The sequence below is a fragment of the Aeromonas sp. TW 6 genome, from assembly GCF_013168745.1.
GTDB classification, from domain to species: Bacteria; Pseudomonadota; Gammaproteobacteria; order Enterobacterales; family Aeromonadaceae; genus Aeromonas; species Aeromonas caviae.
In genome coordinates this window covers 13,926-26,495 of the sequence record NZ_JABERS010000033.1, presented here as the reverse complement: position 1 = coordinate 26,495, position 12,570 = coordinate 13,926, and the positions used below count along the sequence as shown (strand labels likewise).

8 protein-coding genes, 1 pseudogene and 1 riboswitch are annotated in these 12,570 nt (G+C 62.8%); of the genes and pseudogenes, 3 read left to right on the top strand and 6 right to left on the bottom strand.

Annotation, left to right across the window (positions count from 1 at the left end):
* Positions 1-46: 46 nt before the first annotated feature.
* The 4 genes and pseudogenes from HKD46_RS15480 to HKD46_RS15465 form a co-directional block, all read right to left on the bottom strand.
* Positions 47-1,381: a sigma-54 dependent transcriptional regulator gene (locus tag HKD46_RS15480; protein WP_010675277.1), complete on the bottom strand. Its 1,335-nt coding sequence runs from the start codon at positions 1,379-1,381 to the stop codon at positions 47-49.
* A gap of 70 nt (positions 1,382-1,451) precedes the next feature.
* Complete coding sequence (locus HKD46_RS15475) at positions 1,452-2,486, bottom strand: PAS domain-containing sensor histidine kinase (RefSeq protein ID WP_010675278.1); 1,035 nt, start codon at positions 2,484-2,486, stop codon at positions 1,452-1,454.
* A 105-nt stretch (positions 2,487-2,591) separates the two neighbouring features.
* Positions 2,592-4,009: pseudogene (locus tag HKD46_RS15470) on the bottom strand (sigma-54 dependent transcriptional regulator).
* Between the two features lie 239 nt (positions 4,010-4,248).
* On the bottom strand, positions 4,249-5,088 hold the full coding sequence (locus HKD46_RS15465) for a DUF2726 domain-containing protein (RefSeq protein WP_171865631.1): 840 nt from the start codon (positions 5,086-5,088) through the stop codon (positions 4,249-4,251).
* 258 nt (positions 5,089-5,346) lie between these two features.
* Here HKD46_RS15465 and HKD46_RS15460 point away from each other — a divergent pair, with 258 nt between their 5' ends.
* From HKD46_RS15460 to ppx, 3 genes are all read left to right on the top strand, one after another.
* A complete protein-coding gene (locus HKD46_RS15460; RefSeq protein WP_005331931.1) occupies positions 5,347-5,859 on the top strand; it encodes a glycine cleavage system protein R in 513 nt (170 codons plus the stop codon).
* A gap of 76 nt (positions 5,860-5,935) precedes the next feature.
* On the top strand, positions 5,936-8,005 hold the full coding sequence (gene ppk1, locus HKD46_RS15455; protein ID WP_010675282.1) for a polyphosphate kinase 1: 2,070 nt from the start codon (positions 5,936-5,938) through the stop codon (positions 8,003-8,005).
* A complete protein-coding gene (gene ppx, locus HKD46_RS15450; protein ID WP_171865630.1) occupies positions 7,995-9,485 on the top strand; it encodes an exopolyphosphatase in 1,491 nt (496 codons plus the stop codon). The genes ppk1 and ppx overlap by 11 nt, the downstream gene beginning before the upstream one ends.
* Before the next feature lie 59 nt (positions 9,486-9,544).
* Here ppx and mgtE read toward each other — a convergent pair whose 3' ends face one another.
* Together mgtE and flgL are read right to left on the bottom strand one after the other, a co-directional pair.
* Positions 9,545-10,888 (bottom strand): magnesium transporter, encoded by a 1,344-nt coding sequence (gene mgtE / locus HKD46_RS15445; protein ID WP_139736373.1) that lies wholly within the window; start codon positions 10,886-10,888, stop codon positions 9,545-9,547.
* A gap of 123 nt (positions 10,889-11,011) precedes the next feature.
* A riboswitch (M-box (ykoK) riboswitch) is annotated at positions 11,012-11,181 on the bottom strand.
* Positions 11,182-11,358: 177 nt separating this feature from the next.
* Positions 11,359-12,567 carry a flagellar hook-associated protein FlgL gene (gene flgL, locus HKD46_RS15440; RefSeq protein WP_171865629.1) on the bottom strand — a complete coding sequence of 403 codons (1,209 nt, stop codon included), beginning with the start codon at positions 12,565-12,567 and terminating at the stop codon, positions 11,359-11,361.
* Positions 12,568-12,570: the final 3 nt, after the last annotated feature.

The window sequence follows — 12,570 nt, the reverse complement described above, 5'->3', positions numbered from 1 at the left end:
CCCATGATAATCGAGCCGGACCGGCAAGGCCATGCGCCTGTCAGGCCTAGGCGGGCAGCTCGATGCCGGCGTCACGCATCTGGGCCAGCTTGTAGCGCAGGGTGCGCGGGCTGATGCCGAGCTTGTCGGCCACCGCTTTGCGACTGCCGTTGCACTCCTGCAGGGTGTCCAGAATGATCTGGTGCTCCTGCTGCTTGAGTTCGCCACCGAGCCCCTCCCCTGACAGCCGCTCGAGCGGGCGCACCAGGGTCTCGTCCGTCTCCTCCAGGATCAGGTGCTCACAGTCGATGAGGCCGTCTGGACAGAGGATCAGGGCGCGCTGCACCACGTTGTCGAGCTCGCGCACGTTGCCGGGCCAGGGGTGAGCCATCAGACGCTCTCGGGCGTCCTCTGCGAGCTGCGGCGTCGGCAGCCCCATCTGGCTGGCATGCAGCGCCAGCAGATGCTCCGCCAGGGGAAGAATGTCACCCGGGCGTTCCCAGAGCGCCGTCCAGCGCAGGGGGAAGACGTTGAGGCGGTAGTAGAGATCTTCGCGGAACAACCCGTCCTGCACCGCTTTTTTCAGATCCCGGTTGCTGGTGGCAATGACCCGCACATCGAGGGGGATCATTTTGCGGCTGCCGAGCCGCTCCACCTCTTTCTCCTGCAAGACCCGCAGCAGCTTGGCCTGCAGCCCCAGATCCATCTCGGTGATCTCGTCGAGCAGCAGGGTTCCTCCCTGAGCCTGCTCGAACTTGCCAGGGCACCCCTGCACCGCACCGGTGAAGGCGCCCTTCTCGTAGCCAAACAGAGTCGCTTCCAGCATGTTCTCCGGAATGGCGGCGCAGTTGATGGCGACGAAGGCCTGCTCTGCCCGGCTGGAGTGGTCGTGAATGTAGCGAGCCAGCACTTCCTTGCCCGTCCCGCTCGGTCCGGTCACCATGACGGTGGCTTCGCTTCTGGCCACCCGGGTCGCCAGCTGGAACAGCTCCGCAGTCCTGGGGTCCCCGTACACTACGGCACGCTTCTCCACCTTCTGGGCCGGCACATAACGGCTGACCTGGTTGAGCAGCACCTCGGGGGAGAAGGGCTTGGCCAGATAGTCGATCGCCCCCTCGCGCATGGCGCGCACCGCCCCGTCGATGTTGGCGTAGGCAGTCATCAGGAGCACAGGCACCTGGGGATATTGCTGGCGGATGTTGGCGAGCAGGGTCAGACCATCCATGCCCCCCATCTGGATGTCGGAGATCACCATGTCAAAGCGCTGACGGGACAGGGCAAGCAGGGCCCGCTCGCCGCTGTCCACCTCGCGGCACTCATAGCCACCGAGCAGCAGGGTATCCACCAGCGCCTCGCGCAGGCCGTTGTCATCTTCCACCACCAGAATGCGAGCCTGGGTCATGCCACACCTCCTACAACCAACATGGCCTTGTCGAGAATCATCTTCACCGGCGCTCCGGCTTTTGCGCGCCTCATGCCACTCCCCCCAACTGAACCTGTTGCTGATGCAGGGGGAAGGACAGGGTAAAACAGGTGCCCTCGCCAGGGACCGAGGCCACGCTTACCTCCCCCTGATGAGCTCGTACCACCGACTGCACCACCGCAAGACCGAGGCCCGTGCCCTGGGATCGGGTGGTAAAGAAGGGTTCGAAGATCTGGTTGAGCAGGGAGGGGGCCATCCCCTTGCCGTTGTCGATGACCCGCATCTCCACCCGGTTGCCGCTGCGCACAGCGCTCACCAGGAGCGAATCGGCGCCGGCCTGCCGGGCATTGGCGATGAGGTTGTTGATGGCCCCCGCCAGGGCACTGCTGTTGGCAAGCAGACAGAGATCGGGCTCAGGGGCCTCCAGATGCAAGGCGCAGCCCTGCTGCTGGCAGAAGGCTTCGGCCCCCGCCTGCACTTCCGCCAGCAAGCCCTGCACCGAGAGGGGCGCCACCACCTGGTTGTCGCCATTGCGGGCAAACAGCAGGATGTCGTTGATCTGCTTCTCGAGATCCTGCAGGCGCGCCATCAATTTTTGCTGGAACTGGCTGCGGGATTCAGGCTTGAGGGTGCGGTTGGCCAGGTTGGCCGCATAGAGCATGGCCGCGGAGAGCGGGGTGCGGATCTGGTGCGCCAGGGAAGCCGCCATGTTGCCAAGGGCGGAGAGGCGCTTCATGTGGTTGACCCTGTCCTGCAACTGGCGGGTCTCGGTCAAGTCGGTAATGAACACCAGTTGGCCGGGCTGATCCGGCAGCGGCTGAGTCGACAGCTGGACCCGGCGGCCGTCGCGCAAGGAGATCTCGTGACCGTCATCCTCACGGGGTTCGAAACAGCGGGCGATGATCTGGCGCCAGGAAAGGCCTTCAAGTGGCTCTCCCAGCAGCGCCAGGGCGGCAGGGTTTGCGCGGGTGATCAGCCCCTCGCCATCGAGCAGCAGCACGCCGGTCGGCAGCGCCGTGAAGATGGCGTAAAGCTGACTCACTTCATGTGACTGGAGGGGGGCATCCTGCTGCAAGATTGTCATAAAGCTGACCTCAAACTGGCGATTGAGTCAGCTTATTCAATTTCCATGCCATCAAAATAGGCTTTATTTATCAATGCATTGGCTCAATGCGTCAAAGCATTGACCTCAATTGTCCTTGCTCATGCCGTACTTCTTCATCTTCTCCACCAGGGTGGTGCGGCGCATGCTGAGCAGGTCGGCGGCGCGGGCCACCACCCCGTCCTGGGACTCCAGGGCCTGGCGGATCAGCTCCACCTCGAGATCGGCCAGCATCTCCTTGAGGTTGACCCCCTCTTGAGGCAACTGCATGGGCAGGGGCATGGCGATGCCGGGATCCAGCTCTGGTGGGGACTGGAACACGGCAGCCAGGGCGTCCCGCTCGTCCATCTCGGTGAGCCGTTCATCTCGTGGCTCGCAGGGCAGCAGGCGATAGCGGCCGGGCAGATCCGCCACATCGACGATCTGGTTCGGATAGAGGATGAGCAGGCGCTCGATGAGGTTGGACAGCTCGCGCACGTTGCCGGGCCAGGCGTACTGCATCAGGGACTCCATGGCGCGCTGGGTCAGACGGATGATTCCCTTGTGCTGTTCGGCATGGCGATTGAGCAGCTCCTGCAGCAGCAGCGGGATGTCGTCGGCCCGATCCCGCAGGGGGGGGTCTCGATGGGAAACACATTGAGGCGGTAGTAGAGATCTTCGCGAAACGCCTGGGTGCGGATCATGGCTTCCAGATCCCGGTGGGTCGCCGCGATCACCCTCACATCGGCCTGGACGGCCTTGCCGCCCCCGACACGGTCGAACTGGCGCTCCTGCAGCACCCGCAGCAACTTGACCTGCATCGGTAGCGGCATGTCGCCGATTTCGTCGAGGAAGAGGGTGCCCCCCTGGGCCAGTTCGAAGCGGCCGCGCCGGGCGGCAATGGCACCGGTGAAGGCCCCCTTCTCGTGACCGAACAGCTCGCTCTCGAGCAGTTCAGCCGGAATGGCGCCGCAGTTGATGGGCACGAAGGGGCCCGCGCTTCGGGCGGACAGCTCGTGGATGGCGCGAGCCACCACCTCCTTGCCGGTTCCGGACTCACCGAGGATCAGTACGTTGGCGTCGGTCTCGGCCACCTGGCCGATGAGACGGCGCACCTCCTGGATGCCCCTCCCCTTGCCCACCAGCAGGCGCAGCAGGGTCTGACCCTTGTCGTGGGTCTGATGACGGGGATGCAGGGAGATGAAGGCCTGGCAGAAGTGCAGGTGACGGGTGAGGGACTCATAGGTAAAGGGCGCCTCGGCCACCCCGATGAAGTTGCTGCAGCCATGGCTCGCCGGCATCAGGGAGAGAAAGGGCAGACGAGGATGGGCGGCAAGCAGCTCACTCAGGGCGCGCTCGCGCAGTTCCCCGGCCAGAATCCCCTGCAAGGGCCCGGCAGTCTCGATGGCCACATCGAGATCGCTCTCCACCACCTCCTGCCAGGGGATCCCCATGAAGGAGAGCACAGTCCCCAGTTGCTGGCGCCGCACATCATCGGCATCAACAAGCAGCACACCCATAGCCATCCTATCCATATTTTCACACCTGACGCCAAGTTATTGTTTTTTAAGTGCTTATTAAAACCAATTTCGCACTGTGTCATAAGGGGGACAAAGTGCCAAAATTCTGGCGGATTGTCAAAACTTGTCGCATCCTCCCGGACCCTGGCGGGACGGGGATCACGCTTCCAGCCAGATTGAGTATCGGATGAAAACCAGCGAAGGGGAAAGAATGACGCCGACAGGGTGCGGCGTCAGAGGAGGGATCAGTGTTTCACGCTTTCCTGGGGAGCGGCATAGCGGCACTCGGGAAACCGGCTGCAGGCGAGGAACAGGCGACCGGCATGGGGACCCTTTCGTGCTTCCCGTGCCACCAGGGGCGCGGCACAGCGGGGGCAATGAGGGGTCGTCTTCCGGGGCTCCTCCTCATCCGGATCGAGGAAGGGATTCTCCTCCATCAACGCGGGCATTGCCTCTTCGGCCTGGGGGGGCGGCACCTGGGGCTCCCTGGCAGCCCCCGGGTGTGACGTACCCAGATCGACACCATCGAGCAGCAGCGGGCTGAAGGTCGGTTCGCGGCGCTCGCCGGGCAGCAGGTCATCCACCGGCGCCGTCGTTCTCGCCAGCAGGGGCAGCAGTTGCTCCCGCAACTCGTCGACCTGGTAGTGGCTGCTGGCCGGGATCTGCAACAGCGGCAGGCCGGCGCCATCGCAGGCCGCCTTCAGGAAGAGATCCCGCGACTTGCGCTTCTGGTGGCGGTGCCCCTCGTCATCCAGCTCCACGGCACACAGGAAAGAGAGATCCGTCGGGTGGCAGAGCAGAAAATCGAAGTGCTTCTCCCCTATCTTGCCGAGCGCCTGCTGGCGCTTGCCCTTGCCAAGGTGCGCCTCGGGCGTCAATACATAGGAGGCTCGTACCTTGGCAAAGACACGGGCCTTGTCCCCCACCGCCTGATCCAGCACCCCGAAGAAGGTGCGCTCGGCTGGGCTCATCAAGGTTTCCTGCAGATCATAGGGCTCGGCCTTGCCCTCTTTCTCCCTGCGCCAGACGATCACCAGCAGGAGCAACCCCAGCAACACAGCTCCCGATACGACAAGGCTATTCATACACGCACATCCCGTTTACAAGACAAATTCAGTTCACACCAAAGGAAGGGGCACACTCTACCACGGGGAAAGCGACTCAGGCAGCGCAGAAATCAAGCCCGTCCCGGCATTCGCGTTTTTTCACTGAATTTGCGCAAGGCGGGCTTCATATGGCCTGTCACAGCAGGCACAATGCTAGAGCCCATGGACGTTCTGGCGCGCACCCCGTCGCCGCCAGGCGTCAACGGACCCCACGCAGCCCCATTCAAGGAGAGCAGGATGCAAAAGCAATTGGTCGTCACCGTGATCGGCGCAGACAAACCCGGGATCGTCGAGAGCCTGGCCGATACCATCACCCGGCAGCAGGGTAACTGGCTGGCCAGCTCCATGAGCGAGCTGGCGGGGCAATTTGCCGGCATTTTGCACGTCGCCGTGCCTGACGAGCATTACCGCAACCTGTGCGAGGCCCTGGTGATGCTGCCTGGCCTCACCGTGAGCTTCGCCGAAGGGCAGCTGAGCCCGCAACCGGCCCATCAGGTGATGCTGAGCGTCACCGGCAACGACAGACCGGGCATCGTCCACGAAGTGGCCAGCATCCTGCGCCAGCTCAACATCAACGTCGCCGACCTCACCACAGGTTGCGAACCTGCGCCCCACTCAGGCGCCCCCCTCTTCTATGCCCACGCCCTGGTGGCTATGCCGCCGCAGCTCGAACTGGACGATCTCGTCACGGCCCTGGAGTCCCTCTCCGACGACCTCGTCGTCGACATCGATCAGGATCTGAGCGAATAGTGTCGCCTGTCATAAATTTGTCATGATTTGACGCCATAACTTCCGCGCAGACGCAACCAGAGCAAAGAGGCACCAGATGAGCACCGACAAGCAGTATGAAGAGAAAGAGCTTAGCTGGCTCTCATTCAATGAACGGGTGTTGCAAGAGGCGATGGACAAGACGGTACCCCTCATCGAGCGGGTCCGTTTCCTCGGGATTTTCTCCTCCAATCAGGACGAGTTCTTCAAGGTACGGGTGTCGGACGTCAAGCGCCGCATCCTCATCAACGAAGTCCACGGCGGCGACGACGAGGCCAAGGTGCTGCTGCGCGCCATCCAGCAGAAGGTGATGGCGCTCGGCGAGGCGTTCGACAACACCTACAAGGAGCTGCTGATCGCGCTGGCCCGCCACAACATCTTCCTGGTGAACGAAAGCCAGCTCTCCGAGTCCATCCAGCAGTGGCTGCGGATCTTCTTCCGGGAAAAGGTGCTGCGCCACATCATCCCGATCCTGCTCAACAAAGAGGTCAACCCGGTCAAGTTCCTGAAAGACGAGCACACCTATCTCGCCATCGAGATGAAGAAGAACGGCCAGGTGATCCAGTACGCCCTGGTGGAAGTGCCCACCGACGATCTGCCCCGCTTCTTCCAGCTACCGCCGGAGGGCACCCGTCGCAAGAAGCAGATCATCATCCTGGACAACGTTATCCGCTTCTGTCTGGACGAGATCTTCAAGGGCTTCTTCGACTACGACGAGATTGCCGCCTACGCGGTCAAGCTGACCCGGGATGCCGAATATGATCTCTCCGACCAGCTGGACCTCAGCCTGGTGGACAAGATGAGTGACGGCTTGAAACAGCGCCTCACCGCCATGCCGGTGCGCTTCGTCTACGAGCGGGAGATGCCGGCGGCCATGATAAGCTTCTTGAAGCTCAAGCTGCAGATCAGCTCCTACGACGCCATCATGCCCGGTGGGCGCTATCACAACTTCAAGGATTTCATCGGCTTCCCCAATGTGGGCCGGGATTATCTGGAAAACCCCAAGCTGCCGGCCCTCGATTGCCGCGACTTTGACGGCTTCGTCAACGCCTTCGACGCCATCGCCAAGCAGGACATCCTGCTCTACTACCCGTACCACAAGTTCCACCACTTCACCGAGCTGGTGCGCCAGGCGGCCTTCGACCCGGCGGTCAGCGCCATTCGCATCAACATCTACCGGGTGGCCAAGAAGTCGCGGATCATCCACTCCCTCATCGACGCCGCCAACAACGGCAAGAAGGTGACCGTGGTGGTGGAGCTGCGCGCCCGCTTCGACGAGGCAGCCAACATCGACTGGGCCAACATCCTGACCGACGCAGGCGTCAAGGTGGTGTTCGGGGTGCCCAGCCTCAAGATCCACTCCAAGCTCTGCCTCATCACCCGCCACGAGAACGGCGAGGCGGTGCGCTACGCCCATATCGGGACCGGCAACTTCAACGAGAAGACCGCCAAGATCTACACCGACTTCTCCCTGCTGACCCGCCATCCGGACATCACCGCCGAGGTGGAGAGCGTGTTCGAGTACATCGAGTACCCGTACCGGCGCTACAAGTTCAACCACCTGCTGGTCTCCCCCATCAACAGCCGCCGCCAGCTCTATCGCCTCATCGACAACGAGCTGGCCAACGCCAAGGCGGGGCAACCCAGCGGTATCACCCTCAAGATCAACAACCTGGTGGACAGAGACCTCATCAACCGGCTCTATGCCGCCGGCCAGGCCGGGGTGCCCATCCAGATGATCATCCGGGGCATGTGCGCCCTGCGCCCGGGGGTGCCGGGTCTGAGCGACAACATCCGGGTCATCAGCATCATCGACCGTTTCCTCGAACATCCGCGGGTGATGGTGTTCCACAACAAGGGCAATCCCCAGCTCTATATCTCCAGTGCCGACTGGATGAGCCGCAACATCGACGGTCGCATCGAGGTGGGCACCCCCATCTATGACGAGCGGCTCAAGCAGCGCATCCTCGACATTCTCGAGCTACAACTGAGTGATACCTGCAAGGCGCGGGTGATCGATGCCGACCAGAAGAACGAGTACGTGAAGCGGGGCAACCGCCGCAAGGTCCGTTCCCAGGTGGCGATTTACGACTACCTCAAACGCATAGAGTCAAACCATGGACAATAGTCTGTACGCCGCTGTCGATCTGGGCTCGAACAGCTTCCACATGGTCATTGCCCGCCTCACCGAGGGGCGGATGCAGATCATCGATCGCATCAAGGAGCGAGTGCGCCTCGCCGAAGGGATGGATGAGCAGCGCCGCATGTCCCCGGAGGCCATGGCGCGCGGGCTGGACTGCCTCGCCCTGTTCGCCGAGCGGCTCACCAACATCAAGCCGGATCAGATCCGCATCGCCGGCACCTACACATTGCGCCGCGCCAGCAACGCCCGCGACTTCGTGCGCGAGGCGGCCAAGGTGCTCAACCACCCCATCGAGATCATCAGCGGCCAGGAAGAGGCCCGCCTCATCTATCAGGGGGTCGCTCATACCCAGCACATCGAGGGCCAGGTGCTGGTGGTGGACATCGGCGGCGGCAGCACCGAGCTCATCATCGGCGAAGGGTTTGAGCACAAGGCGCTCACCAGCCGCAAGATGGGCTGCGTGAGCTTCACCCAGAGCTTTTTTGGCAACGGCAAGCTCGGCGAGAAGGCCTTCAACGCCGCCGTGCTGGAAGCCCAGCACCAGCTCGCCCCCATCATCAACCAGTACCGCAAGCTGGGCTGGCAGAGCTGCCTCGGCAGCTCGGGCTCCATCCGCACCGTGCGCGACGTGTTGCAGGGGGAAGAGTGGACCGATGGTGCCATCACCCTGGCGGGACTGGAGCGGCTGAAGGAAGAGATGCTCAAGCACAAGCGGGTCGACCAGCTCAAGCTGGCGGGCCTCACCGAGGAGCGTCAGGGGGTGTTCGCCGCCGCGGTGGCCATCCTGCTCGGACTCTTCACCTCCCTGCCCATCGAGCGGATGGAGTACTCCGACGGCGCCCTGCGCGAAGGGCTGCTCTACGAGTTCGAGGAGCGCCTGCAGCATCACGACATTCGCGAACGTACCGCGCTTGCACTCAGCACTCACTATCGCATCGACAAGCGCCAGGCCACCCGGGTAGAGAGCAGCGTCCTCTCCCTGTTCGACGTCCTGAGCGGCCCCTGGGAGATGCCGGAAGAGCCCTATCGCGCCATCCTCGGCTGGGCTGCGCGGCTGCACGAGATCGGCCTTGCCATCAACTACAGCGGCATCCACAAACACTCCGCCTATATCTTGCAAAACACCGATCTGCCCGGCTTCAACCAGGACGATCAGGCCCTGCTGGCGGCCCTGGTACGCTTTCACCGCAAGGGGCTCAAGCTCTCCGAGCTGCCGGCCCTGCCCAACCACGACGAGCAGACGGTGCTGCGCTGCATCCGCATCCTGCGCCTCGCGGTGGCGGCCCACCACAGGCGTCAGGACAACCTGCTGCCCGAGTGGAACGTGCAGGCCGCCGGGGATCAGCTGGTGGTCACCCTGCCCCTGGACTGGTGCGACGAGAACAAGTTGCTGATGCAGAACCTGGAAAAGGAGCACCGCTACTGCCACGAGCAGGGCTGGCCCCTGCTGTTCCAGCTCGGGTGATCCGCCCCTCTGTGCAAAAAGGCAGCCGATGGCTGCCTTTTTTTGTCTCTTGTCTTTTCCTACTGCAGATCCGGCAGGATCAGCTTGGCTATCTCGAAGTAGATGATGAGGCCGGTACCGTCCACCAGGGTGGCGATGAAGGGGGCGGAGACCACCGCCGGGTCGATGCGAAAGCGACGCAGCACCATGGGGATCACCGAGGCGACAGTGGCGCTCCAGAGCACGATGGCGACGATGGTCAGGGTCACCACCATGCCGATCTCGGGCCCCACCCCCAGGCTCCAGGCCCGCACCCAGGCCGCCAGCGCGATGGCGGCCGAGATGAGCAGACCGGTGGAGATCTCCTTTTTCAGCACGGTGCCGAGGTTTTTCAGGCTCACCTCCCCCACCGCCATGGCACGCACTATGGTGGTGGTGATCTGGGTACCGCTGTTGCCACCGGTACCGATGAGGAGCGGGATGAAGAAGGCCAGGGCGATGGCCGCCTCCAGTTGCTCTTCAAAGGCCCGCAGCACGGTGCCTGTGTAGGCTTCCGCCACGAACAGGATCAGCAGCCAGCCCACCCGCTTGCGCCACAACTGCCAGGGGGTGGCCTGCAGATAGGGGGTATCCAGCGGCGAGGAGCCCCCTTGCAGCTCCGCATCCTCGGTGGACTCCAGCTCCAGGATGTCGGCGGCATCGTCCACGTGGAAGACCCCCACCAGACGACCCTGATCTTCCACCGGCAGGAGCGAGAGGTCGCGGTCAATGAGCAGGCGGGCCGCCAGCTCCTGATCCGCCCGGGCGTTGATGCGCACCGCCTCCCCCTCCATCAGGTCCCCTACCGGCAGCAGCGGATCGGCGATCAGCAACGACTTGAGGGAGACGCTGCCAAGCAGGCGCTGCTCGCCGTCAACCACATAGAGATGACCAAACAGCCTGGCCTGATCCCAGGCCCCGTGGATCAGCTGCTTGGCGCTTTCCACCGTCGCATTGGCCTCCACTGCCAGGTATTCGTGGCGCATGTTGGCCCCCACCGACTCGTTCGGCCAGGCCAGCAGGGACTGGAAGGCTTTACGGGCGGGGTCTGGCAGCCGGGCGAGCAGGGTCTTGCGATCGTGCTCGTCGAGCCTGCGCAGGATGGCCAGCAGGTCCCGACGGGCCAGGGTGCCCTGCAGTATCCCCACGATGCTGCCATGCAGCCTGAGCAGCAGATGGCCGGCACACTCCGCCGGGAGGGAGGCGAGCAAGGACGCCCCTTCCGGCATGGAGAGGGTATCGAAGATGCAGTTGAGCTCTTCCGGGCGCAGGGTCAGAAGCTGATCGGCACGGGCCACCGGATCCAGGTTGTGCGCCAGCCAGTTGCGCAGGGCAACCGGGTCGAGCAGTTGATGACGATTGAGCAGGGTGTGTGTTTTCTTCATCACAGATGTCCTCATGTGATTTCAGGCGAACCTGAACGCCTCCGGCAACGGGCCGGATGCAACGGCAAGAAAACAGCAATTTGATTGACGAGTAACAGGCAGGAAATGACGCCGTCCGGCGTGTTTTCATCCCCACGTACCAGCTTTAGCACTGCATAACGTATCCGGCATGCCGGAAGCCACTTGGGTTGACACCTTAATCCGATGAAAACTGTCCTGATCTTGGGCGTCTCTGGACGTCGTGAGATCAGTGGCCTGTGTTTATGCAGGAGCCTCGCCTAACGAGATGCTGCGAACATTGATTGCACGGCGCTACCGTGCGGGCGGCATCATCTGCCCAGGCGCAGGTCGAGTCAAGGCAAACGGGCCCCTGGCAACGGGTTGTTACAAATTGGCCGGACGGCGGGCCCTTCATGAAACGAGGCTCCCCCGTGCGTGGCACGGGGGAGCCTGCGGTCAACGGACGAACGTCAGCGGATATAGTCGAAGAGGGTCAGCTTGCTTATCTTGCTGAAGGCTAGCTGGGAGGCGCTCATGGCTGCATCCTCCTTGGAGAGGGCCGCGATCACCTCGTACATGTCCGCCTCGGACACCTTGGCCCGCGCCTGCTGGTTCAGGGTGCTGAGTCCATCGTTGGAACTCATCACCTGCTCCAGGCTGTTCATCCTTCCCCCCAGCTCCCCCAGTCCCCGGTCTATCTTGGTTCTGGCGTTGCTCATGTGGGTGGTGGCATCGGAGACCGCCAGCTGGAAATCGCTCTCGGACAGGGTCGGATCACGCATGGCGGAGATGAAATCGGACATGCCATTGAGGATGTTGTCGTTTTTCGGGGTATCCAGCACGAAGTTCTGGGTCGCCGACCCCGCAGGGAGGTCGAGGGTGAGCGCCAGGCCGTTGAAGGGGATCTTGTTGCCCGCCACATAGTCGCCGCTTTGCAGCAGGGTTCCACCGCTGTCACGGATCTCGTAGGTGTCCGGCGGCCCGGCCAGGGTGCTGACCGCATATTGGTTGCTCGGCAGGGAAGAGTCATAGTTGTTGCGATAGAAGCTCTCGAAGTTCCCCTGATCCGCCACCGACACCTGGATGTTGCCACTAGCGGCGCTGGCAGTGCGCCGGGTCGCCACTATCTCGAACAGATCGAAACCGGAGTCGTTGGCCGGGATCTGCACCGTGGGTGAGACCTGGATGTTGCGCTGCCCCGTGTCCCCCTGGAACACATAGTTGCCACTGGCATCCTTGACGAAGGGCTGGGTCTTGCTCTGATTGCCGCCGAAGATGTACTCCCCCTGGGAGTTCTTGCTGTTCATCAGGTCGAACATCTGCTTTTGCAGCCCCTCCAGCTCGCTCGCGATGGCGCTGCGCTCCTCGGAGCCCATGGCGGAGTTGTTCGCCTTCTGGATCAGGGCCTGGGCACTCAGCATGGCGTTGTTGAGGGAGGTCAGCACCGTCTCCTCGTGGCCAAGGCTGTTCTCCAGCAGGCTGCCGTTGACGCCGTACTGCTTGAAGAGATCGATCTCCTTGGTCAGCGCCATCTTCTGGCTCATGCCGGCCGGGTCCTCCCCGGAGCGGGAGAATTTATCCCCCGTCATCAACTGGTTGTAGGCGGTGTTCTGGCGCTCGCTCACCTTGCTCATGGAGGCAAGGTTGCGGTCATAGATCATGTTGGTGGTGATGCGCATGAC

Coding starts and splice junctions, on each gene's coding strand:
- HKD46_RS15480 (WP_010675277.1), bottom strand. CDS start 1,381: ATGACCCAGGCTCGCATTCTGGTGGTGGAAGATGACAACGGCCTGCGC.
- HKD46_RS15475 (WP_010675278.1), bottom strand. CDS start 2,486: ATGACAATCTTGCAGCAGGATGCCCCCCTCCAGTCACATGAAGTGAGT.
- HKD46_RS15465 (WP_171865631.1), bottom strand. CDS start 5,088: ATGAATAGCCTTGTCGTATCGGGAGCTGTGTTGCTGGGGTTGCTCCTG.
- HKD46_RS15460 (WP_005331931.1), top strand. CDS start 5,347: ATGCAAAAGCAATTGGTCGTCACCGTGATCGGCGCAGACAAACCCGGG.
- ppk1 (WP_010675282.1), top strand. CDS start 5,936: ATGAGCACCGACAAGCAGTATGAAGAGAAAGAGCTTAGCTGGCTCTCA.
- ppx (WP_171865630.1), top strand. CDS start 7,995: ATGGACAATAGTCTGTACGCCGCTGTCGATCTGGGCTCGAACAGCTTC.
- mgtE (WP_139736373.1), bottom strand. CDS start 10,888: ATGAAGAAAACACACACCCTGCTCAATCGTCATCAACTGCTCGACCCG.
- flgL (WP_171865629.1), bottom strand. CDS start 12,567: ATGCGCATCACCACCAACATGATCTATGACCGCAACCTTGCCTCCATG.